We start from the raw sequence: 23629 nt of genomic DNA, 5'->3' as shown, positions 1-23629 counted from the left end.
GCGTTTTTGTTGTGTTATTGCTAATAATTTAAATGCTACGTTGTTAGCTATCAAATTTTGCTATAATCGGAAAAATTTTTTAGTAGGGTAAAATAATGAGTCAAGTAGATGTAATTGTAATAGGTGCGGGAGCAGCAGGATTAATGTGTGCAGCGCAAGCTGGATACCGTGGCCGAAGCGTTACAGTACTTGATATGGGGAAAAAACCAGGTCGTAAAATTTTAATAAGTGGTGGTGGGCGTTGCAATTTTACAAATGAAAACGCAACCCCTGATAACTACTTATGCGCAAATGCTCATTTTGTTAAATCATGTTTAAGTCGCTATACACAGCATGACTTTATTGAGCTGGTAGACAGACATGGCTTGGCGTATCACCATAAAACACTAGGTCAGCTTTTTTGCGATAACAATGCACAAGACATTGTTGATATTTTACTGACCGAATGTGAGTGGGCCGGGGTAAATATAAAACTACGCAGTGAAGTGATCAGCGTATCAAAAACCGAAACCGGCTATAGCGTTACCACAGAGCAAGAAACCTTAAGGTGTAAGTCGTTAGTTATAGCATCAGGTGGCTTAACTATGCCAAAACTAGGGGCTACACCAATAGGTTATAAAATTGCAGAGCAGTTTGGCTTAAGCGTGTTACCAACTATGGCTGCACTTGTGCCGTTTACTTTGCATCAACATGATAAAGAGCGTTTTGAAGGGCTCTCGGGAATTAGCATTCCATGTGAAGTTTCAAGCGAAGACGGCACCGTATTTAAAGAAAACATCCTCTTTACTCACCGAGGGTTATCGGGCCCAGCAATATTGCAAATAAGCTCATTTTGGCGAGCAGGGCAGGCTGTCACTATAAACCTGCTACCTGAAATTGATTTAAGGCAACAACTTGCTGATTGGCGTGAAACACAAGCCCAAAAGTCGTTAAAAAACAGCCTTTCGACTATTTTACCTAAACGCTTTATAGAAATACTGCACGAAAGCAAAGCGATACCAGATTGTAATATTAATCAGCTTACCCATGCTCAAATAAATGAGTTAGTAAATTATATTCATGCGTGGCAAATTAAACCCAATGGCACAGAAGGTTATAGAACAGCAGAAGTAACATTGGGCGGTGTAGATACTGACGAGTTGAGCTCAAAAACCTTTGAAGCTAAAAAAGCTAAAGGCTTATATTTTATAGGTGAAGTAACCGATGTAACGGGCTGGCTTGGGGGCTACAATTTCCAGTATGCTTGGAGCTGTGGATTTGCTTGTGGGCAGTACGCTTAAGCTTAGGCTATAGACCCATTTAAGTAAGTTGATTGAGCGATAACGGTTGAATCGTTATCGCTAACACATACTTTATTGCGTCCATTATTTTTAGCCTTATATAGCGCTGTATCAGCCCGCTCCAATAGTTTTAGCACTGTATCGTCTTTTTGTATCGTTGCTAACCCAATACTTATAGTAAATGCTATATTTGTAACTGTGTTTTCGGCAATATACTTTCTCAGGTCATCAGCTTTTTTAGCGCTATCATTTAAAGAGGTGTTGGATAAAATAATAGTGAATTCTTCTCCACCCCATCGCGCAATAAGTGCGTCATTTCCCATACGGCTTTTTAATATTTTTGCAAATTCAGTTAGCACGTTATCACCAACCAAATGCCCGTAGGTATCGTTTATATTTTTGAAGTGGTCTATATCGCAAATAAGTAAGCAATGTGGGGTTTTAAAAACGTCATTTTTAGCAATTAACTGTGATAATTCAAAATCAAATTTTTGCCTGTTATAAAGCCCCGTTAACTTATCGGTTTCTGCTAAGTGTTGAATTTCTAAGTTACGGATAGATAATCGAGTGTATGCCGAAAACCGTGTTTTTTCGTAAAACCTAAAAATTAAAATATGAGCAAGGCTTACCTCTATAAGATTAAATAAAGAGCCTAAGCCAATTGTTACAGTTTGCTGTTGTTGTAAATACACAAGATACGCACAAATAGCAAAAGCGACTGTACTAAATAGGCTTCCCCAGTTTCTTCCAACTAAAAAAAAGCTAAAAGGCGGGATCAACGTTGCCCAAAATAAAGAATGCGCATGTCCGCCTACAGAAATCACAAACATCATTATTAAGCTAACAACCATAAGGGCAACGGCCCATGCTGCTGCATTTACGTTGGCTGTTTTATTAAACCAAGTATAGATACCTAGTGATATAGTCAACCCTAAGGCATCAATTAAAGCAATGTCATAGCTTTCAAAGTAGAAAAGGTTGAGGAGTGTTAAAACTAAAAAATAACTCGTAGTTATTAGTAAAGAGTGGGCTATTAAACGAGTACGCCAAAAGTCTTTATGATCTTTAGGGTATTGCGGAAACTCCTTATACCAAAAACCTAGCATACAAAATAATCCTTGAGTCCATTAATTTAAAGATTATTACCTATATAAGATTTTTATTATAGCTTTTTAACTTTGATTAAAAGAGTATTGCAGGTTGGAAGTGAGTTATTTATATAAAAGCTTAACGGGTTAAACGCTAACCACGCTAAGCTTTATAATAATTCAGGCTAGAGCTGAATAGTTAACTATTTATAGCAGGGCGATAATCACTCTTAACACCTGCGTAATTAGGGCCAAATATAGAAAGTCCTTTTGGTGTTGTAAACTCAACAGGTGCTGGCAAAATAATAACGGATACAGGCATACCTATTTCATAATTTGGGTTGGTGATTGGCGTACCTGCTTGTGTGTTTAGGCAACAAATTAAATCAGGGATGGTAACGTGTACTTCTTTATTTAAAAACGCAGCCATATTTTCGTTTTTAACCGTAATTTTATAACTGTTACCAGCAAACTCGCCAGTACCAGCAAGCATAACTTCGCCTATGGTAAAGCCTTCAAGTGTTTTAAATTCAAACTCACTAACAATTCCTTCAAACGCGACAAATCCATTACCTTGCTCGGCAACTACATTAATAGTGTTTTCATTTGAGTTGTTGGCTTTACGCATGGCTCTTCCAAGCTTTAATGCTTTACTTATCGTGCCGTGAATAACCGCATCTTTCATCTGTTCAATAGGAAGAATATGATCAATGGCCGCGATGTCGTTACGGCTTATTTTGGCAAGGGCACGCACTACGGTTTCAGCGCGTAAGTCATCCATAACGTTTTCACAAATAAAGCATTCGCCAAATTCGTTTGCGGTAATAATTGGTGCTGCGGGTAAATTATTTAAATAATAGGTTGAGTGGGTAATTTCAGGAACTGCTCGTCCAGCAGGGTCGGCATCAATAATGTAGCCGTCAAACATAGCCGCTAAATAAAACGATACCGCAGTGTTAGCGCCACCTAGTTCGCAACAAATCGTTCCGTAAATAGATTCTTTACCCATGTACTCAAGGGCGCGATCGTAGGCCGCTAAAATAGAATGCTTACCTGTACGTGGGAGATTAGCGTAAGCGCGCTCTTCCGTATCTGTTAGTGGCGAGATTGCCCCTAAAATATAAGGTGTGCATACAAGTTCGCCTGCGGGTACTTCATCTGCGCTAATAAGTTTAAACGTTTTACCTAGTGCAAGGGCTTCGTCAATGTAATTTATGCCTTCACTTAGCTCACCGCCACCACCGGTACCTAAAATGGCGCAGCCGTATAAAATATCAATTAGTTGTTCACGATTAAGAATTTGCATGTGTGTATCGCTATTGGTTATCTAAAAAAGAGGCTGCCTTAAGATTGTTTAAAGCAGCTATTTGAGAGTTGAAATTAAAAGTCGAAGCTTAGCTCTACGCCGTAACTACGTGGTTTATTAGGTTGGCGCGCAAGTTCAGTAATCCCATCGCCATATAAAAATATATCTTCAATGGCACGCTCATCAGTGAGGTTGTCTACGTAAACTTGCACTGTCCATTGCTCAGATTTAATGCCAATCCCGGCATTGAGGTAGGTGTAGCGTGATGACTCTACATCTGGAATATCAATGCTGAAGGTTTTAGGCCCTTCTATTAATACCTCCGCGCGGGAAAACAGTGACCACTGACCATTTAATTGCGTATTATGATTGGCCGATATGCTGTAGTTGTATTCAGGGACCCAAAACTGTGGTCTGCCAGTAAGCTCAGGGCGCAGTGCAAAGCTTTTTATTTCTGAATCAATAATACCGGCGCTTAGGTTTATGCTTAAATTGCTGGTGGCTGCATAGGCCGCTTCTAGCTCTAGGCCTTTGGTTTGCACTTCATCAATTGATAGATTTTCGAGGGTGTATGTATCTACATTAAATTGCGTAAATTGAGCATCGTCTTGGTCAATAATAAACGCAGCTCCATTAAGGGTTAATTTGCTATCAAACAAAGACGTTTTAAAACCCATTTCGTAGCTATCAGACACTTCTTGATCAAAGGTACGGCTAATTCCTTCTGCAGGCTCATTAAAGCCGCCACTTCTAAATCCGTGCGAATAACCCGTATAAAGTAAAAAGTCATCCGTAACTTGGTATCCTAAAGTTACTTTTGGCTGTAGTTGGCTAAACGACTTTTTAGCGTAAGTATCTGTTTTATTAGTTGGGTCAAACGACTCGCGAGTATCGTGATCGTAACGTAGTGCTCCGGTTAGCTCTAACTGCGAGGTAATATCGTAGTTAAATTGCCCCGCAAGAGCCCACGCATCACTGCTGTTATTATCGATAATAGATAAGTAAGGTTCATCGTTTGCAAAGTCTTTACGGGTGAGTATTTGTGCATTCGTAAAGTCATCATAAAAAAGTACCGCAGTGTCGCGGTCGCGCTGTTGATAAAATGCCGACACAGACCATCTAAACTCCTGATCTGACTGAGATATAAATCGAGACTCAACAGTTAACGATTCAATGTCGTATAATCCCTCAGTACCAAACGGTGCTCTAAAAAAACCGTCTTCGTCAATAAAGGTTGCATCAGCTGAGTAGTCGCCATCGTAAAAATGTTCATTTTCAGAATTGCTGTAAGCGGTAACAAATTCAAATTTACCTAAATCGTAATATTGCGTCAGCTTAGCGCTTAGCTCATATACATCACGCTCATCTTCGTTAATAATATTTTGTGAGGTATTAATAGAGAAGTCTTCAATGGTGTCATCGTTTACGCTTTGATAGTAAGCAAAACCTGCTTCGCTTGACGTGTATTTACCTTTAAGGTTTATTGATGTGTCTTCAGTCAATTCAAATTCTAATTGCGAAAATACAGATTGTTCTTTTAATGGATCGGCTTTATCACCCGTGTAAGTATTTTTAATAAGGCCATCGGTATCTTTTATATAACCACCGGCTCTAAAATAAGCCGTGTTTTCATCATTTAACGACCCTGACACAACTGCATTTAGGTTATATGTATTACCATTACCAATTGAGCCTTTAACTTTACCTTCAAAGTCTTCAATAGGTTTTTTTGTCGTAACAATGACCGCACCACCAATAGCGCCTCTACCGTATAACGCGCCCTGCGCGCCACGCATAACTTCAATGCGCTCAATATCTACTAAGTCTTGGTTAATAAACTCTAAATCGGGGGCGGTTACACCATCAACAACAAACGCCAGTGGCGGATCGCCTACTTGCGGTGTAATTAACCCTCGAATAGTTATGCGCGCAAGGCCGGGTCTAAAGTTATCAAGTTGCGATAGATTAGGCGTTAAATTAGCAACATCACGAAAGCTGGTAATACGAGATTTTTCAATCGTATCGGCGCTAAAGGCGGTAACAGAGTCTGGCACGTTTTGAATTGACTCAACACGTCCTCGAGAGATAACAGAAATTTTTTCGATAGTGTTGGCTGTATTATTTTGTTCTTGTGCATTAACGTGTGACAAGCACGATAAACTCACCGCCGATGCTAAAAGCGTTTTATGGAATTTTGTTCTATTGTATCTGCTCATGTTATATGTCCTAATGTCACGACTAAGGTAATGTTTTTAACGTACAAACATTGTCGCTTTTTCAGACAAAATAATATTTTGTAAAACCTCAAATAAGCACAAACATATTGTGAAAATATCTAGCAGGCGCTAAGTTTTATGTACATTTTGACAATAGGTTTACAAAATTAATTATTTTTCAATGTGAAACCAGTTATGAAAAAAACGATAAAAATAGACAGATATAACCAAAAAATATTAGCAATAGTGCATCTTACTGCCGATCTCACTAATGTAGAGTTAGCAGAGCGAGTAAACCTTTCTCCTAGCGCTTGTTTTCAACGCGTTAAAGCATTAAAAGAAGCTGGGTATTTTCGTACATTTCATGCCGATATTAATCTTGAACAAATATGTGAACATGTGTTTGCTTATATGGAGTTTACTCTTGAGGACAATAATTTAGCAGCTAGGCGTAAGTTTTTAGCTGAAATACACGATATCCCTGAAATAATGGATTGCATGCAGTTAAGTGGTGATATTGATTATATTTCGTTTTGTTGTTTTGCAGATATTCAGGCGCTTAACGCAATGTGCGATAAGTTAACGGGCAGTAGTAATTATACGATTAAAAAATTAACCACACGTATCGTGCTTGAGCGAGCCAAGTTCTTTTTAGGCTACCCGCTTGAAAAGCTAAGATGGCGAGACGAAATGAAAATAGAAGAAGACGAACAAGGCGCTGATTAGCGCCTTGATTAGTTATAAGTGCTTATTAACTGGTTTTGGTTTAATTACCTTTACAAAAAAAGTATAAATAATTGCGGTTAAAATAATAGCATCAATAACGGTAATGCCACTCAATGACACGTTAAATATTGCCCCATTACACACAGCAAATGCCGCACCTACAAACCAAGCTGTAAATGCAGGTATAGAAAAGCGCGCGTTATTGGTAAGCGTACTGGCGTTGTACGCATCAGGCTTTATAAATAATGCATCAACAATAATAACGCCTGCAACGGGCACAAAAATATCTGACAAAAATGCTAAAAAGCTAATAAACATATCTAAAATATTTATAAATGCCGCGCCAATTCCTACTAGCCCTAATAAAACAATAACCCACTTTTTATGCCAATGCGGAAAAGTTGCTTCTACACTGAGTGCGGTACTGTATAAGTTTAGTGAATTTAAAATCCAACTTCCTGCAATCACAATAAAAAAAGCCGAAAATCCTAGGTTGAGCGCAAGCATTAAACTGAGTATTTCGGTTTCTTGCATGGCGGCTGCTGCAAATACAGCTACAAAAATAACGAGCAGTTCAATAATCATATAAGCAATAAAAGAGGTGTATATGCCGCCACGTTTTTGTTTAGAAAAACGGGTTATATCGGGCAAGATAATTGCGCCAATAATAACGCCACCAACAATAGCGGCTACACCATCTTCAAGTGATAAGTCTGCCGACTTTTCTAAATTAATAAAATCAATAAATGGCATGTTATCTAATGCGCCAAATAGCATCATTGCGGTCACAACAGCTAAAATGGGGATCATAATAGAGGCCAGTACATTAATAGCTTTAAATCCGTATAATGTGGTTATGAGCATGGCGCAGCCAGCAGCTATATCAATTGGCCACTCAGGCATAATAATATTAAATTCAGCGCTCAGTAGACGTACTACTGCATTCGAAAACAAGTCAATATTTACTCCAAACCAGCCAATTAATGACAAAGCAAAAGCTATATTTACAATGCCAGCACCTGCATTACCAAAGGCTATTTTCACTAACAGATAAGAGCTTAAGCGGCTTTTTACACCTATTGTGCCCATGGCACCGCCAATTACGGTTAAAATGATAGATCCAATGACTAACGCCCAAAGTGTATTACTCACACTTGAACTTTGATGAATTTCTAAGCCGGTTATAAATGTGGGTAATGAAAAGCTTAGCATTGCAGCAATTGCGGCAATACGTGGCCAAGCAACTTGTTCGCTTGTACATATGGCGTGGGGATCTTTCTCGTTGGGCATTACCTGTTCTCTTATTTTTATATCTTTAATATTACTATACGCTGCTGGCGTGCAAAATTTTCTATTATTGGTGTGGTATTCAAAAGATTAGGTTTAAAAAAATGGCTGTAAAAAAATATTATTTTGTTAAGTTGATAGCCCTTTTTGAGGTGAATTAAATCCAGCGCAAAAAAAACCGCCAAACTGGCGGTTAAAAGGTCTACACAACACTGTAAAAGTTATGACTACATAGTTACTTTAATAGTTCGAGCACATCAAAGCAGGCACCCATTGTATGGTAATCAGTTTTACCTATTGGGCTTTTCATCGTGTCTATTTTTTTATTGTCAGCGGTTAAAATTCTAAACCAGGCTCCGTATTTATGATCAACTAAATGCTGCCACGAATACTGCCAAATTTTGTCATACCATTGCTGATATTTTTCATCCCCTGTTGCTTGATAAAGATACGCTGCACAACACAGAGTTTCGGCTTGCACCCAAAAGTATTTATCGTCATCGCAAATAGTTTTATCAGGAGCAAAGCCGTAGCAAATACCGCCGTGTTTTTTATCCCATGCTACATTTATTGAGTTATCAAATAAGGCTTGAGCGCGTTCAATAAGCCATTTTTGTGGCTTATGCTTATTTAAAAACATAAGCAGTTTTGACCACTCTGTTTGATGGCCAGGTTGAAAGCCCCACGGACGAAATAAATTTTTAGGATCGTCTTTGTTGTACTCTAAATCGACCTGCCAATTTATATCGTAATGCTCCCAGATTAATCCGCCCATTAAACTAGCTTGGCGGTTAACCATGTTGTCGGCAAGTGTGAGCGCACGGTTTAAAAATATTTCGTCTTTTGTGGCTTCATAGGCGGCAATAAGTGCTTCACAAGTATGCATGTTGGCATTTTGGCCGCGGTATGAATCACATTTTGTGAAGTCGCTGTTATGCTGATCTTTATATAAACCGGCTTTTGCATCCCAAAAATGTGTTTCCATTGTTTGAAATGTATCGTTTAGGTATTCGCGCGCCTCAGTAACACTTGCGCGATATGCCCAGCTGTACGCTAAAATTACAAATGCAAAGCCATAGCAATGATTGGTGTTATCAAGCACGGTAGCTTGGCCGTTTTCAACTTTTAATAACCAGTTGTAGCCACCTGTTTGCTCAACAAGGTGATGCTTACGAATAAACTCAATCCCCGATTTAACACGGTTTAGGTACTTTTCGTCATTAAAGGTTTGGTACGCACGCGCATAGTTAAATACAAAACGAGTAGAACTTACTAAGTGGCGCGTGTGTTTATCAAATACCTCACCGTTATCAGAAAAGTTTTGGTAAAAACCACCGTGTTCATCGTCAATATTTGGCTCATAAAACGCTAACGTGTCGTTAATGTGCTGCGTTAAAAATTCACGGCTTTTAAAGTTATCTGGTGTGCTTTTCATAATTCGCTCCTAAAATCGTGTAGAGACTTTTGGTTAGGTAGGGAGTTAAATGCCCCTTTGTAAGATGCGGCATGGGCACCACATAACGAAGCAAATTCAAAAATAGTTGTTAGTATTTCAGGCGTGTTGCAAAGCTCGCTAAAAGAGCTGGGTGTCAGGTTTTGTAAGCCTAGTTGATACAGTAATCCACCTACAAACGCATCTCCTGCAGCGGTGGCATCAACCATAGTAACCTTTTGAGGGTGAAGCGTTTGCTTGGCATTTTTTGTATACCAATGCATAGGGTTGCCTGCATCGGTAACTACAAATAGCTCACAACCGTTATTAAGTGTTTGGGCAATAAACTCATCGCTCGATTGCTCACCCGCTAAGTATTCAAGCTCTTCTTTTGAGGCTTTAATAATTGAGCAGTCTTTTAATAACGGTAAAATATGCTCGCGAGGGTTGGCATCGCTTGGCCATAAATTGAGGCGCAAGTTAATATCAAAGCTCACAATTGAGTTATTTTGTTTTGCAAATTTAACACCGTAAGCGGTGGTGTTTCTGATGTTTTTGTCGGTTAATGTGTTTGAACAAATATGAAAAATATCGCATTGCTCAAACCATTCGCGACTAAAGTCATCGTTACTAAAGTGCAAATCGGCGGTGTTATCACGGTAAAACTCAAACGTGCGATCGCCATCGTTATCGAGTGATACAAACGCGAGAGCTGTTTTTGCTTGGTTGGTAAAACGCATAAAGTCGGTTTTTACACCTTGCTCTTTTAATGCATTATGTAAAAAGTCGCCAAAGCTATCAGTGCTTAGCATTCCTGCAAAGTAGGCATTACCGCCTAGCTTTGCAATGGCAACGCTTACGTTTGCAGGCGCACCGCCTGCAAACTTTGTAAACGCTTCGTGTTCGTTGCTGTTTTGGCTCAATTTATTTGAAAGTAAATCAACCAGTACTTCACCAAAGCATATTGTGTGTTTCATGATCTTGCCTTAGTTATTAGTCAAGTAGCCAATGTAATGCTATTGCAGCCGTCCACGAGAAATCTTTACCACCACAGCCTGCACCTGTTTCTGGGTTAAAATATTCGTAGTAGCCTGACTTAACAACTAAGTTGCGAGTGTCATCTTGAATTTTGTCAGCCGTTGTTGCAAAGCCTGCCTCTTTAAGGCCTATGGCTATCATCCAGTTGATGTGTAACCAAATCGGGCCACGCCAGTAGCGTTGTGGCTCGTATTTTTCCTCTTTAGGGTGAGTAGATGCCACACTAAATTGGCTCGACTCAATAAAATCTTCGGTGGCTGTATTAATTATTTTAGTTTGCTCATCGCTTGTTAAACCTGCATATACAGTTAATAGCGCGGCTGATGTTTTAACTTTAGCCAAGCTGTTAGTTAATACATCTCTGCAATAAAAGTACTGGCTTTGTTCACACCATAAAGTGTTTATGGCTTGCTCTGTTATTTGTAAGCGCTGTGCTAAGTAATCAGTGCGAGCATCGTTTAAGCCAAGTTGTTCACCCATTTTGAGTAAATCTTTGGTTGCACGGTGTAAAATAGCAATAATACCTAGGTCATTCATTTTGTACGGGCAGGTTTCGTAAATTACTTTACTGTCAAAGTTGTTACGTTTAAAAAAGTCTACAAGGTATAAAAAGCGGTCGTACTCACTTTTATGTGGGCGCTGAGAAGAATCTACATGACTTGTATCGCGGCGCGTATATTCCCAATCCACACATGGCACAGCATGAAGAGCGTCATCCCACGATGGGCTGTTATCCATGCCCGATTCCCACGGGTGGTAGGTTACAACTAAACCTGTTTTTTCAGGATCTCGGTCGTTGTACCACCATAAATGATAATCAACTACTTGTGAAAATAACGCTTTAACTTTTTGTTCTGAAAGTGTTTTATCTTTAGCGCTGGCAAGCATTTCTTTCATTACAGTGGCGACTACTGGCGGCTGTGAAATAGACGTACTTTTAATTTTTTTATCCGAACCCCATACGTCAGGACCAGGAAAATAAGTATCAGAATCTTTATGAAACAAGATGTGCGGCACCATGCCATCATCCCATTGGCCTGAAAATAACACATCAATTTCTTGCCATGCTCGGCTTTCGTCTGATTTCATCCAGCCTAGCGCTGTAATGGCTGAATCCCAGTTCCACTGAAACGGGTATAGGCCATGTGTTGGTACTGTATAGCCACCTAAGTCGTTTGCTATAAGTGTTTTAGTAGCAAGGTCTGCAAGCGATGAAGCCGTTGCTGAGTCAATTTTACCGCTGTTTATAGTCGTCATATTGGGTGCTCTTTGTGTGTTATTTCCGATTTTCACAATATTAAAGCACTCATTATGGGTTGTAAATGTTTTTTTTCTGTGCTTAAATCCTGTTCGAAGTAACAAAAAACTAACATGTTTACTTGATTATTTCGGCTTTGCTTAGCCACACTCTAAGTAAATACACACAGACAACTAGCACAATTGGAGAATACCCGTGAATAAAACAACGATCGCCTCTATTGTATCTTTATGCCTTGCACAGGGCGCTTATGCAGCAGAAGAAGCTGCACCAGATACAGCAAAAAAAGCTAATAACGTTGAGCGTATTATCGTCTCTGGTACCAGTAAAGGGCGTGTTATTTCAGACACTCCACAATCAGTAACATCTATTAGTGAAGACGAGCTGGTAAAGCTCTCTTCAAGTAGCCAAGCGGATGTGCTTCGCTATATTCCGGGTATTAAAGTAGAAGGCGGTGGCGGTGAAGTCGCTACTAACCTACAAGTAAGAGGCTTACCTTCATCGGGTCAGTTTCAGTTTACGCCACTGTCGTACGACGGTTCACCTAGTTTGAGTGTTTTTGGTTTAAACTCATCGGCGTTTGATGTGTATTACCGTAATGATTTGGGTATTGAGCGCGTAGAGTTTGTGCGTGGTGGTGTATCTAATTTATTTGGCCAAGGTTCTGTGGCCGGCATTATTAACTATATTTCTAAAACGGGCAGTGATGATCCGCAAAGTACCGTACAAATGGAGCTTTCTGACCAAGGGCGTACTCGCTTAGATTTTGCAACGAGCGGTCCACTTAACGAAGACGGCTTATATTATGCGCTTTCTGGTTTTTACCGTTACGACGAGGGCCCTTTAGATACAGGCCTTGAGACTAAAGGTACACAGTTGCGTGGTAATATTCGTAAAGAATTTGATGATGGCTCTGGCTCATTTACTGTTTACGGACAGTACATTGACGACCAAGCTCAGTTTTACTTACCTATTCCACTTGATGGCGACAGCCGCGAGCGCTTAATTGGTAACGATGGTCGTGAAGTCGAATCACTGCAAACGGCGCAAGTATCTAACTTAACGTACGATACAGCAAATGGTCGTTATGAATCGCCAATCAGTGATGGTGTAGTTACTAAAGGTGGTTCTATTTCAGTGGTGTTTGAAAAAGAACTCGCTAACGATTTTGCCATTAATATGCGCAGTAAATACGCTAAATACCAACACGAATTTAATCTATTTTTAGACGGCGACGGTATTATTAATGTACCTGAAAGCCAAGACGACTTTTTAGCTAACAGAGGGCTAGGTGATGCAAGCGGTGCTGAGTTTTCTTATGTTAATTCAGGTGTCGCACTTGCAAGCGATGACTTACTATTTGCTAACCGTATTTTAGACCGCGACCGCCCAGCTGAAGATTTTTCTGCAGAATTTAATATCATCAAAAGTATTTTTGTAGGTGATTTTAGCCATGATATTACAGTCGGTACATTTTTCTCGCACAGTGAAGCCGACGACGATAACGTTATTACAACTTATTTAGGTGAGTTTAATAACAACCCTCGCTTAATCGACTTAACGTATACCGATGTTAATGGCGATGAGGTTCAGTACACTCAAAATGGTATTAGTGGCCCAGGCATTTCTTATACTAACCAAACCATTAGCGCTACCCGCAGAGCATTGTACGTAGCGGATCAAATGGAAAGCGACGATTGGATTTTTGACTTTGGTGTTCGCTACGAAGAAATTGAAGGAAAAATTAGTCGCGAAGGCAGCCAAGTAGTTCAGATTTCAGATGATCCAACGCTTGCACCTAACTTACAAGTTAACACTACGGGCAGTGGTGTAATGACTTACGGCGAAGTCGACACGTCTGAATTTGCTGTATCAGGGGCGGCGTTATATCGCTTAACTGATAATTTAAATGTATATGCCAATGCATCTCGCGGGTTTTTCTTCCCAGAAATTAGAGGTATTCAGTTTAATGATTTAGGCGAGCCTGCCAGCTACGAAGCCGAAATTGTTGAGCAAGGCGAGCTAGGTGTTAAGTTTTTTGATAACGACTTTAGCGGCAGCATTGCGTTATTTAGAACTGACTTAAAAGACAGACGCAGCGTAGACTTTGTAAATGATGGTAATGGGGGCGTATTAGAGCTGCCAGTTATGCAATCAACTAAAGCAACGGGTGTTGAGCTTACCGGTCGTTACGATATTACCGATGAGTGGGCTGTTGATGCCAACATGACCTATACCGATCACGAATTTACTGAATTTGACTCAGACACTTCTATTATTGGTAACGAATTACGTCGTAAACCAAAAATATTATTTAACTCATCTATTAGCTACACCGCAGATAACTGGGATGCATCGATTTACCATAACTTTACAGGTAAAAACTTTGCTAATGATGCAAACTCTGTGGAACTTGATTCATTCCACTTATTTAGATTTGATGCAGGCTATAACTGGCAAGTTGCACCAGAGCAAACAGTACGCTTAAGCGTTGGGGTATTTAACCTGTTTGATTCTGACGGTGTTACTGAAGGTTCGCCTCGTCTAGGTAACAGCCAAACGGCAGATAACCCATACTTTGTAGGTCGCCCAATTCTCCCACGACGCGTTACTTTAAGAGTTAAATACGACTTTTAAATAAATGCTTTATGCCTATTAACTCACTTTGGGGTTAATAGGCTTTTTGCATTGTGATGCATTTTTCAGCTAAGTTAGCTACAGGTTTATCTTTTTGACTAGGCTCGTTTATTCAAAAAGGTAAGGGCAGGTAGCCGTTTGGTATTTTAATTTTGAAAAGGCGCAGTGTTTTCATATTGTGAATACGCGAATAAATTATGAATATATTAGATTTTTCAATAGTTGCTCTTTATCTTGGTGCCTTATTGGTAATGGGATTTATGCTACGCGAACAAACCAATAAAAGTGATTACTTTTTAGGGGGTAAAAGCTTAGGTTGGAAACCTTTGGCTTTGTCGGTAATGGCCACTCAACTTTCGGCTATTAGCTTTATTTCGGCTCCTGCATTTGTTGGTTTGCGTGAAGGCGGTGGTATGCAATGGCTCTCGTATGAGTTGGGTGTTCCGCTGGCGATGATTTTAATTTTAGCGACTATTTTACCCAAGCTTTATAAAAGCGGCATTGTCAGTATTTACGATTATCTAGAAATGCGCTTTGGCCGCTCAACCCGTGTGCTTATTAGTGTGGTGTTTCAATTTAGCCGTGCGTTTGCCACCGGCATTATGATTTACGCGGTATCGCTTATATTACAAGGCACCATGGGAATAGAAGCATGGCAAGCTATTGTACTAACGGGTGTTATAACCGTTTTGTATTCATTGCAAGGCGGGATGAAAGCTGTAGTGTACGGTGATGCAATTCAAATGATCATCATTGTACTGGGTACTATTGCTTGTATTGGGTTTGGACTATATCACTTAGGTGGGGTTGATACCTTTATTGCCAATGTTGACTCGAGCCGATTAGAAGCGATTAAGTTTGATTCATTTGGTTTTAGTGGTGATGGCTTTGGCTTTTTACCGATGATTTTTGGTGGTGTGGTACTTTACGCCTCTTACTACGGATGTGACCAAACGCAAGCGCAGCGTGCGCTCAGTGCAAAAGATCCTAAAAATCTACGCTACATGATTTTAGCAAATGGTGTAGTGCGCTTCCCTATTACTATTTTATATTGTGTGTCGGGTTTAATCGTTGGCACACTGGCAATGAGTAACCCTGAATTTTTAGCAAAAATTCCAGCAGATAACCCTGATTGGATGATGCCTATATTTATTTTAGATTACCTACCGCACGGCTTAATTGGTTTGTTAGTTGTCGCTATTTTGTCGGCAGCGATGTCGTCACTTAGCTCTGCAATTAATTCACTTTCGGCGGTAAGTATTGAAGATTACAGCCGTATTTCAAATAAAGAGCTAGACCAACCATCTTACTTAAAGTTAGCTAAATACTTAGGTTTAGCATGGGGCGCAATTACCTTAGTACTATCACTTTTTGCCGGTGACATTGCGCCGACCATTATTGAAGCTATTAACAAAGTCGGCTCGTTATTTTATGGCCCAATATTGGCGGTATTTTTAGTTGCTGTATTAAGTAAACGCAGTGCTGCATTGCATGCCAATATTGGCTTAATTAGTGGTGTATTAATTAATTTGTTGGTGTCGGTATTTGCGCCAGATGTTTTTTGGTTTTGGTGGAATTTTATCGGTTTTGTAAGCGCTGCGGTGATTATTTATGTTACGAGTCGTTTAATTCCAAGAGAGGTAAACGAAGTCACAAAAGTACAAAATGCCGAGACCGTATCAAACTCAATTTTAACTGGCAAAGATATCGTTATGCTACTTAGCATGTTTATTGTGATGATATTAATTTGTTTAGCTATTCCTTCAATTTTTTCGTGAGCTGTGACTAATGGATTCTAAAAAGTCGTTTTTAATTGATTTATTTACCACTGCGGTAAATGCCTGTAAACCAAGTGCTTGCATGAGTAAGTATTTAGAAAATATAGATGCAAGCAAAGGTTTGTGTGTAGTAGGGGCGGGTAAAGCCGCCGCTGAAATGGCCGCCGAAGTTAATCGCTTTTATGGTGATAAATGTTTTGGCGCAGTGGTAACGCGTTATGGCTACGAAAGTAGCGGTGATACTGGGCGAATTAAAGTGCTTAGTGCAAACCACCCAACACCAGACGATAACAGCTTAGCCGCTGGCAAAGAGTTATTAGAACTTGTAAAAAATAATCCGGCTGATATTCCTATTTTGTTTATTATTTCGGGGGGCGGTTCGTCGTTGATGTGCCTACCTGTTGATGATGTGCCTTTTTCACAAAAGCAAAAGCTTAATCAGTTTTTACTTAGAAGTGGTGCAAGCGTTGATGAAATAAATGTAGTGCGTAAGCAGTTGTCACTTGTTAAAGGCGGTAAGTTAGCGCAGGCCGCTAAGTCGGATTACGTTACGCTCATTATTTCAGATGTAGTAGGGGACAAACCAAGTGATATAGCATCAGGCCCTACTATTAGCGATGGCAGTACTAAAGCCGATGCACTGGCTATTTTACAAAAGTACAATTGGCCGGTAATTGCAGAGGTTGAAGCGCATTTATTAAAACCAGAGCAAGAACGAGTTGCTGACACCGTGGGTGAGTACTTTATTGTTGCAAATGCACAGCATGCTATTGATAGCGCTATAAGTGTTGCACAGCACGAAGGCTGGGAAACCCAGGTACTAGGGTATGATATTCAAGGCGAGGCTAAAGAGGTTGCAAAGCAACATGCGGCTATCGCTCTTGATCAAAAATCCCAAGGCAAGCGCGTTATGTTGTTCTCTGGTGGCGAGCTTACCGTAACCGTTGCTGATATTTATGGCGATGGCGGGCCCAATCAAGAATACTTAATGGCGTTGGCTGAGGCACTTAATGGCGAAGCGGGTATTTACGCACTTGCTTGTGATACCGATGGTGTAGATGGTAGTAAAGATGTAGCGGGTGCGTATATAAATAACAGTACGATTGCTCGCGCACAAGATGCTGGCGAAAACTTACATGCACAGTTAGAAGGTCATAATAGCCATCAGTTTTTTAAAGCTATTGATGATTTAATTATTACTGGGCCAACTAACACAAATGTGAACGATTTTAGAGTGATAGTGATTGAGTAGGCGCAGTTTGCCCACTTGTTCTTTATAATGGTTTCACGTAATCTTGTGCTCCAATTTTGTTAGGGTTAATACCTATGTTTTCGTTAAACAACAGTAACTTATTACGCTCTGGTTTTGAGCTTGGAAAAGGCGAAAAGCTATTTCAAGATATTGAGCGCGATATTATAAAAGTGGTGTTTTGGGAAAAGTGCGTAACTCAAAGTCATATTGTGAGCGCAACTCGTATTCCACAGCAAACTGTGTCGCGTTTACTTAAGTCGTTAACCCAACACGGTGTAATTGTACAAACTGATACGCTAATTCCTAATAAAAAAGGCAAACCTGGATTTGGCATTGCCCTTAATCCCGATTACGGATTTACCTTTGGCTTAGCTATTTTGCTTGATGCTATTTCGCTTGCCGTAATGGATTTTACGGGAAAGGTGGTTTATACCCATATGCAGCTAATGTCGGATATGAGCATTAATAATGTGCTTAAATGTGCACAAAAGCTGGTAGAAGATATAAGCGCTGAGCGTGACATTTCAAGTGAAAAAGTACTGGGAATGGGTGTGGGTATCTCTGGCTTTTTTAGCTCAATGGATGGGAAAATGAATACCCACCATATGCTAGAAGAGTGGTCGCAGGTTGATATTATCGATATTGTGTCGCAGCATTTTCAACTCCCTACTTGGGTTGTTAACGATGCTACAGGCGCAGCCGCAGGTGAGGGTGTTGCTGGTATTGGACGCGAGTATAAAAACTTTGTTTATATGTTTGTGTCGGCCGCATTTGGTGGCGGTATTGTAAATAATGGCGACGTACTGCGCGGTACATACGGAAATGCAGGTGAGCTTGGCGACATGCTACCGCCTAAATTATATGCCCACCCCAATCTTGAATTACTAAAACGTATTTTGAAAAAAAATGGCGTAGCGGTTACTTCTATTTACGACCTGCATGACAACTTTGACCCCGATTGGCCAGGTGTTGAAGAATGGCTGTTTAAAGTTCAAGACTCATTTGATTTAGTGGCAACCTGTTGCTCTGCATTATTAGATGCTGAAGCGATTATTATTGGTGGCCATATTCCAAAAGAGTTGGCTGAAAAAGTTATTGCACGAACTGAGGTTTATGCACAATTTAGACGTGGCGCTAAACGCCCTATGCCAAAGCTGGTGGTATCTAATATTGATAATTTTCCGGTATCAATTGGCGCAGCCACATTGCCATTTAGAGAGTTGTGTTTGTAGCTTAATACCAATCCGCAATAATACTTAATCATTTTGCGGGGCTAAACGTGTCGCTACCTGCGTTAAAAAATTCTCATTTACGACTGCATGGATGCAGAAGGTAGAGCAATGCAGGAGCAATTGCCGAGAACAACTAAATATCGAATTTTTTGCCTAGCTATCAACACGTTTTTCCAGCCTCAAAATAGCTTATTTAATTAAGCGAATTGGTATAAGAAATACACATTTTAAAAACGAAAAAGCCGATATTGTTTTATGTAATATCGGCTTTTTTGTGTGGGTTATTTACTCTTCAACGAATGCTTCGCCTTGTGTCATCCACTTTGCAGCTGGTTTGCCTTTTAAGTAATGATCAAAGTACTGCATCATACGTACTGAAAAATCGACCTGATTAGGAAACTTTTTCAAGTGGTGTGGTTCACCTTCGTATTGTAAAAAGGTTGCATCTTTACCAGCGCGGCGAAGTGCTAAGTAGTACTGCACGCCTTCGTGCCAAGGCACTGCATCGTCTTTATCGCCAAACATAATTAAAATAGGGGTATTTACTTTATCTGCAAAAAACACCGGTGAGTTTTCTATGTACAGTTCTGGTGCTTCAAATAAGTTTTTACCTATACGGCTTTGCCCTGTTTCGTATTGAAACTGACGAGCAAGACCTGATTTTAAACGTATGCCACTGTAAGCACTTGTCATGTTTGATACTGGCGCGCCAGATACAACCGCTTTAAACATATCTGTTTGGGTTATCATAAACGCACTTTGATAGCCCGCCCAAGAGTGACCTTGTAAACCTATTTTATCAGGGTCGGCTATGCCTAAATCTATTAATTTTTGGGTGGCGTTTATCATGGTTTGCGTTGACGATTTACCCGGGTGACCTATTTCAAAACGAATATCAGGTAAAAATACCGCATAACCATTTGAGGTAAACATAGGGAAATTAGGGCGATGGTTTAATTCCATTTTTGGAAAATCAAACATACGCTGGCTCATGTAACGGTAAAAATACACAACCACAGGCACTTTATCGCCTTTTTTATATCCCGCAGGTTTTATTAGTACGCCTTGTAAGTCTTCGCCATCAAAACCTTTATAGCTTATTAGTTCTGGCTTTTCGCCCCACGCAAAATTACTAATTTGTGGGTTTAGCGTGGTCACTTGTTTTGGTGCGCTAAAGCTAAAATCAGTTTGGTAGTAATCAGGAAATTGGCTATAAGTTTGCGAGGTAAATAAGTACTTGTCAGCCTTTTTGGCTTTTTTAACCATATCAAAGCGTTTATTACCGCTAAGCACCTTAGTTAGTGTGTTAGTGGTTAAGTCGAGCTTTGCAACTTCGCTTTGTTTAGTTTGTAAGTTAATAGCAGAGACAAGTAATGTATCGCCTTTTTTAAAGCCCACTTGGGTTTTATCAAGCTTAATAACACGGTACTGCGTATTGCTTTGCTTACCATTAGTTAGGCGTTTAGCTTGCTTAGTTTTTACGTCAAATGCCCAAATATCGTATTTGCTATAAGCAAGCACTTGGCTGCTATCGGTCATCCAACCTGCAAAACCATAACCAGGTTGAGTAGATGGGTAGTCGTGTTTATCATCAGCAAAGGTTGCCTGAATCGCTTTTGTAAGCAGTGTTACTTTATTATTTTTTAAATCTTTTAACTGTATTTGGCTATCGCTAAAATAAGCTGCAAACTCACCATTAGGGGCAAGGCTCGGTCTAAACGGGTAGTTACTTATAATTGGAGTTTGTTTACCGGTATTTATATTTACTGCAAAGTAATCAGCAAAAAAACCGCCGTACATTATTTTTTCTAGGTAGGGGATGTTAGATGAGCCAAGTAAAGACACATCTCGCTGAGGGTTTAGTGCAACCTCTGGCATGTTTGGTGTACTAAGTTGCGCAACTTTTTGCGAGTTAACGTGATACACCGCACTGTAATGGCGATTTTTATTAACTTCGTTCCATTGCTGCTCTTCACGTGGTTTTATTTGCGCATCGTTGTTGTGCCATACATTAAGACCTTTGTGTTCAACAATGGTGTCAAAATCGTATAGTGAGGCTTCGTCGGTATATTCTTTAGTTTTTACTTTGGCTGCCAAATTAGGATGGTTTTCAAAATATAAACGCTCGCCATTTTCTGACCATTCAAGGGAAGCTGTTTTACCTAGAGTCCATGTTTTATTAGGTGAATCTATAGTTGAGAGCTTCTCGTTTTTATATAGCTGTAAAGTGTAGCTTCGGCGGCGCGTGTCATCATTTACATAGTTACCCAATGTAAACGCTGCAATATTGTCAGTGGGGTGCCACGCTATTTTATTTGCGATTACGCCCGGTTCATCAATTAATACGCTGCTATTAAAGTCACTGAGCTCAATTAACGCTATTTGGTTGTTATTACCATCGCTGTAACTTTGACTCACTAATAGCTGGCTGTTAGCTGAGTTAATAGCGTAGCTAAATACGTTTTCTATTGTATGGGTGCGTTTATCAGATAAATTTACGATAACAAGCGCATAGCTCTTATCTTTTTTATCGGGCGTGATAGCGTTGTCTTCTTCGTTTTTAGTGCTATCGGTTTTATCTTCTACTTTTGCGTCATCGTCTTTTTTATTTAAACGATAAGCAAGCCACATACCGTCATCAGATAACGTGTAATCTTTTACATCTGCAAAGCTTTGTTGGGCACCTGATTGTGTGTTTACGAGTACCAGATTGTTTTTAAGTGTGTCTTTTTTTTTGGTTGTTTCTTTTTCAAGTAAGGTAGGTACTTGTGTAAAAGCGACCCAGTTAGCGGCTTTATTAATATGAGGCTTAGTGCCGCGTTCTACTTCTGCGATAAGTGTATTGCTTTGTAGTGAGTAAACTTGACCAGTTGCATTTCCACGATACGGCGTTGCACTAAAAGTGAGTACTTGACCATTGTCAGATAGTTGTGTGCTTTTAGCTGATTTAAAACTAAATACGTCTTTAAATTGTAGCGATTCTTTGGCGTGTATGCCGATGCTAGTTAAGCTGGCAACGAGTGCCGTGCTTAATAAGGTGAGTTTTGTTTTCATTATTGATTCTCGTATTATGACATTGTTTCATTGTAACGAGTTTGGTTCATAATTCGAGCGGATCAGATAAATGGCAGCTACATACGACAAAACGACCCGTAGGTCGTTTTTTAGTATTCAATTTATTAATTTAGCAAACATTACAGCCAAATTTTTTGTAGCTCAAGCCATTGCTTTTCAAATTGAACACTTGGTTTTGCTTTAAAATCGCTACGTACAAATTGATTCATTTTGCCTTCAACGTAGGCTAGTAAAAAGTTTGCAAGTGTAAGCTCATCACTTTGAAAGTTTTTACCTTCACGTAATTTGCGCTCACGAAGTACTTGTTTAAACTGAGTTTCTAGTTTTTCAAACAAGGTTTGTACACGTTCGCGTAAACGTTCTTGCTCACCTTGCAGAGCATCACCCGTTAAAATACGAGTAATGCCTGGGTTTTTTTCAGCAAAGGTTAGAAGTAATAATAAAATGTTGTAAATGCGCGTTTGGCTTTCTTTTTCGTTTTCAATAATAATATTTATACGAGATAAAAGGGTATCTTCAATAAACTCAATTAAGCCCTCAAACATACGCGCTTTGCTCGGAAAATGACGGTATAGCGCGGCTTCAGACACACCCACCTCAGCAGCTAGTTTTGCTGTGGTGATGCGTTGCCCTAAATTAGTTTCTAACATTTGTGCGAGTGCTTGCAGTATTTGCTCTTTGCGATTACTTCTTTTTGTCGCAGGCATGAACATTCCTTTTTATTAGTTATTCTTAGTGGCGCAGTTAAGAACCCTAGTCATTTTTTGTTCAAATGATTGGCGTATGTTAATGTTTTATTCAGTTTGTTTCCAGCCTTTTTATAGATGTTTAGCCAGCTGTTCGATCACCTTGCGAGCTATTTCTACTTTACTTGTTGTTGGTAATTCTAGTTGTTCATTGTGCCAGTACAGTGTTAAAGCATTATGATCGGAATTAAACCCTAAGCCACTTTTTGATACGTCATTAGCGCAAATCATATCTAGATTTTTATTTTGTAGTTTACCTTTAGCATAGCTTTCTACATTTTGAGTTTCGGCGGCAAATCCAACCGTATAAGGGCGGTTTTGTGTAAGGTTTGCAATAGCTGCAATTACGTCAGGGTTTTTAGTTAAAGTAAGAGTGAGTTCGTCGCCTTGCTTTTTCATTTTTTGAGTCGCAATGCTTGCAGCTCGATAATCCGCAACAGCAGCGCAACCTATAAAAGCATCAGATTGTGGTGCATAGGTAAGTGACTCAGTTAATAGCTCCTCAGCGCTTTCTATATTAATAAGGTTTACGCCAGTAGGGGCTTTTATAGTGACAGGACCCGAAATTAAATTAACCTTAGCACCGAATTGCAAAGCGGCTTCTGCTAGTGCATAACCCATTTTTCCAGAACTGTGATTTGATATAAAACGTACCGGATCGAGAGGCTCACGCGTTGGGCCTGCCGTTATTGTAATTGTTTTTCCTGCAAGTAATTGCGGTTGCTCTTTTGCTGTACATAGTGCAACTAGCTCATGTGGCTCTAACATGCGCCCAGCGCCGATATCGCCACAGGCTTGCTCACCTTTACCTGGGCCCCAAATAAGTACGTTACGTGCTTTTAATGTGGCTAAATTTGCTTGTGTAGCTGCGTGTGCATACATTTGCTGGTTCATGGCTGGTGCAACTGCGACTTTTGCAGGCGTTGCTAGCAGTAACGTTGTTAGTAGGTCGTCAGCAATGCCGGCTGCCATTTTTGCAATAATATTACAGGTAGCTGGGGCAACTAAAATTAAGTCAGCCCATTTTGCAAATTCAATATGCCCCATTGAAGCTTCAGCAGAAGGGTCTAGTAATGAGTCAGAGACTGTTTCCCCACTAACGGCTTGCATGGTCAGTGGTGTAATAAAGTGTTTAGCTGATTCAGTCATAACTACTTTTACTTCACAACCAGCGTCTTTTAATCGCCTAACGAGTTCTGCGCATTTATAAGCTGCAATACCGCCGGTAATACCTAGTACAATTTTTTTGTTTGTTAAGTTAGTCATGAATGTTCATCA

The 23629-nt window shown here is 39.9% G+C and carries 16 protein-coding genes; 6 read left to right on the top strand and 10 right to left on the bottom strand.

Annotation, left to right across the window (positions count from 1 at the left end):
• The first annotated feature begins 95 nt into the window (after positions 1 to 95).
• Positions 96 to 1280 carry a BaiN/RdsA family NAD(P)/FAD-dependent oxidoreductase gene (locus FFU37_RS13290; RefSeq protein WP_138489688.1) on the top strand — a complete coding sequence of 395 codons (1185 nt, stop codon included), beginning with the start codon at positions 96 to 98 and terminating at the stop codon, positions 1278 to 1280.
• Positions 1281 to 1282: 2 nt separating this feature from the next.
• On the opposite strand, the gene FFU37_RS13285 is transcribed toward FFU37_RS13290, so the two are convergent.
• From FFU37_RS13285 to FFU37_RS13275, 3 genes are all read right to left on the bottom strand, one after another.
• A complete protein-coding gene (locus FFU37_RS13285; RefSeq protein WP_138489687.1) occupies positions 1283 to 2386 on the bottom strand; it encodes a GGDEF domain-containing protein in 1104 nt (367 codons plus the stop codon).
• A gap of 181 nt (positions 2387 to 2567) precedes the next feature.
• Positions 2568 to 3674: an S-methyl thiohydantoin desulfurase family protein gene (locus tag FFU37_RS13280; protein WP_138489686.1), complete on the bottom strand. Its 1107-nt coding sequence runs from the start codon at positions 3672 to 3674 to the stop codon at positions 2568 to 2570.
• Positions 3675 to 3748: 74 nt separating this feature from the next.
• A complete protein-coding gene (locus tag FFU37_RS13275) occupies positions 3749 to 5890 on the bottom strand; it encodes a TonB-dependent receptor (RefSeq protein WP_138489685.1) in 2142 nt (713 codons plus the stop codon).
• Between the two features lie 195 nt (positions 5891 to 6085).
• Here FFU37_RS13275 and FFU37_RS13270 point away from each other — a divergent pair, with 195 nt between their 5' ends.
• The gene (locus tag FFU37_RS13270) at positions 6086 to 6616 is read left to right on the top strand and encodes an Lrp/AsnC family transcriptional regulator (protein ID WP_002957736.1); all 531 of its coding nucleotides are present in this window, start codon (positions 6086 to 6088) and stop codon (positions 6614 to 6616) included.
• 12 nt (positions 6617 to 6628) lie between these two features.
• Here the strand turns inward: FFU37_RS13270 and FFU37_RS13265 are convergent, their stop codons facing one another.
• The 4 genes from FFU37_RS13265 to FFU37_RS13250 all read right to left on the bottom strand — a co-directional run bounded on the left by FFU37_RS13265 (position 6629) and on the right by FFU37_RS13250 (position 11630).
• Positions 6629 to 7906 (bottom strand): purine-cytosine permease family protein, encoded by a 1278-nt coding sequence (locus FFU37_RS13265; protein WP_082007359.1) that lies wholly within the window; start codon positions 7904 to 7906, stop codon positions 6629 to 6631.
• A gap of 232 nt (positions 7907 to 8138) precedes the next feature.
• Complete coding sequence (locus FFU37_RS13260) at positions 8139 to 9338, bottom strand: AGE family epimerase/isomerase (RefSeq protein ID WP_138489684.1); 1200 nt, start codon at positions 9336 to 9338, stop codon at positions 8139 to 8141.
• Entirely contained in the window at positions 9335 to 10312 is a 978-nt protein-coding gene (locus FFU37_RS13255; protein ID WP_138489683.1) for a carbohydrate kinase family protein, read from the bottom strand. Before FFU37_RS13255 ends, FFU37_RS13260 begins: the two co-directional genes overlap by 4 nt.
• Positions 10313 to 10328: 16 nt before the next feature.
• Positions 10329 to 11630 carry an MGH1-like glycoside hydrolase domain-containing protein gene (locus tag FFU37_RS13250; protein ID WP_138489682.1) on the bottom strand — a complete coding sequence of 434 codons (1302 nt, stop codon included), beginning with the start codon at positions 11628 to 11630 and terminating at the stop codon, positions 10329 to 10331.
• Between the two features lie 196 nt (positions 11631 to 11826).
• Between FFU37_RS13250 and FFU37_RS13245 the strand changes: the two genes are divergently transcribed.
• The 4 genes from FFU37_RS13245 to FFU37_RS13230 all read left to right on the top strand — a co-directional run bounded on the left by FFU37_RS13245 (position 11827) and on the right by FFU37_RS13230 (position 18530).
• A complete protein-coding gene (locus FFU37_RS13245) occupies positions 11827 to 14268 on the top strand; it encodes a TonB-dependent receptor (RefSeq protein ID WP_138489681.1) in 2442 nt (813 codons plus the stop codon).
• A 197-nt stretch (positions 14269 to 14465) separates the two neighbouring features.
• Positions 14466 to 16046, top strand: a complete 1581-nt coding sequence (locus FFU37_RS13240; protein WP_033020476.1) for a sodium:solute symporter family protein — start codon at positions 14466 to 14468, stop codon at positions 16044 to 16046.
• Positions 16047 to 16056: 10 nt separating this feature from the next.
• Complete coding sequence (locus tag FFU37_RS13235; RefSeq protein ID WP_138489680.1) at positions 16057 to 17298, top strand: glycerate kinase type-2 family protein; 1242 nt, start codon at positions 16057 to 16059, stop codon at positions 17296 to 17298.
• 74 nt (positions 17299 to 17372) lie between these two features.
• The gene (locus FFU37_RS13230) at positions 17373 to 18530 is read left to right on the top strand and encodes an ROK family transcriptional regulator (protein WP_138489679.1); all 1158 of its coding nucleotides are present in this window, start codon (positions 17373 to 17375) and stop codon (positions 18528 to 18530) included.
• Between the two features lie 285 nt (positions 18531 to 18815).
• On the opposite strand, the gene FFU37_RS13225 is transcribed toward FFU37_RS13230, so the two are convergent.
• The 3 genes from FFU37_RS13225 to coaBC form a co-directional block, all read right to left on the bottom strand.
• The gene (locus FFU37_RS13225; protein WP_138489678.1) at positions 18816 to 21584 is read right to left on the bottom strand and encodes a S9 family peptidase; all 2769 of its coding nucleotides are present in this window, start codon (positions 21582 to 21584) and stop codon (positions 18816 to 18818) included.
• Positions 21585 to 21724: 140 nt separating this feature from the next.
• Positions 21725 to 22312 carry a nucleoid occlusion factor SlmA gene (gene slmA, locus FFU37_RS13220; RefSeq protein ID WP_004335558.1) on the bottom strand — a complete coding sequence of 196 codons (588 nt, stop codon included), beginning with the start codon at positions 22310 to 22312 and terminating at the stop codon, positions 21725 to 21727.
• Positions 22313 to 22423: 111 nt separating this feature from the next.
• Complete coding sequence (gene coaBC, locus FFU37_RS13215) at positions 22424 to 23617, bottom strand: bifunctional phosphopantothenoylcysteine decarboxylase/phosphopantothenate--cysteine ligase CoaBC (protein ID WP_138489677.1); 1194 nt, start codon at positions 23615 to 23617, stop codon at positions 22424 to 22426.
• Positions 23618 to 23629: the final 12 nt, after the last annotated feature.

This window comes from Pseudoalteromonas distincta (genome assembly GCF_005877035.1).
Lineage (GTDB): Bacteria > Pseudomonadota > Gammaproteobacteria > Enterobacterales > Alteromonadaceae > Pseudoalteromonas > Pseudoalteromonas distincta.
The sequence above is the reverse complement of the archived record's forward strand: the minus strand, read 5'-3'. Positions and strand labels throughout refer to the sequence as shown.

Bases quoted from the DNA above. Each gene is read 5' to 3' on its own strand.
- FFU37_RS13290 (WP_138489688.1), top strand. From the start codon at position 96: ATGAGTCAAGTAGATGTAATTGTAATAGGTGCGGGAGCAGCAGGATTA.
- FFU37_RS13285 (WP_138489687.1), bottom strand. From the start codon at position 2,386: ATGCTAGGTTTTTGGTATAAGGAGTTTCCGCAATACCCTAAAGATCAT.
- FFU37_RS13280 (WP_138489686.1), bottom strand. From the start codon at position 3,674: ATGCAAATTCTTAATCGTGAACAACTAATTGATATTTTATACGGCTGC.
- FFU37_RS13275 (WP_138489685.1), bottom strand. From the start codon at position 5,890: ATGAGCAGATACAATAGAACAAAATTCCATAAAACGCTTTTAGCATCG.
- FFU37_RS13270 (WP_002957736.1), top strand. From the start codon at position 6,086: ATGAAAAAAACGATAAAAATAGACAGATATAACCAAAAAATATTAGCA.
- FFU37_RS13265 (WP_082007359.1), bottom strand. From the start codon at position 7,906: ATGCCCAACGAGAAAGATCCCCACGCCATATGTACAAGCGAACAAGTT.
- FFU37_RS13260 (WP_138489684.1), bottom strand. From the start codon at position 9,338: ATGAAAAGCACACCAGATAACTTTAAAAGCCGTGAATTTTTAACGCAG.
- FFU37_RS13255 (WP_138489683.1), bottom strand. From the start codon at position 10,312: ATGAAACACACAATATGCTTTGGTGAAGTACTGGTTGATTTACTTTCA.
- FFU37_RS13250 (WP_138489682.1), bottom strand. From the start codon at position 11,630: ATGACGACTATAAACAGCGGTAAAATTGACTCAGCAACGGCTTCATCG.
- FFU37_RS13240 (WP_033020476.1), top strand. From the start codon at position 14,466: ATGAATATATTAGATTTTTCAATAGTTGCTCTTTATCTTGGTGCCTTA.
- FFU37_RS13235 (WP_138489680.1), top strand. From the start codon at position 16,057: ATGGATTCTAAAAAGTCGTTTTTAATTGATTTATTTACCACTGCGGTA.
- FFU37_RS13230 (WP_138489679.1), top strand. From the start codon at position 17,373: ATGTTTTCGTTAAACAACAGTAACTTATTACGCTCTGGTTTTGAGCTT.
- FFU37_RS13225 (WP_138489678.1), bottom strand. From the start codon at position 21,584: ATGAAAACAAAACTCACCTTATTAAGCACGGCACTCGTTGCCAGCTTA.
- slmA (WP_004335558.1), bottom strand. From the start codon at position 22,312: ATGCCTGCGACAAAAAGAAGTAATCGCAAAGAGCAAATACTGCAAGCA.
- coaBC (WP_138489677.1), bottom strand. From the start codon at position 23,617: ATGACTAACTTAACAAACAAAAAAATTGTACTAGGTATTACCGGCGGT.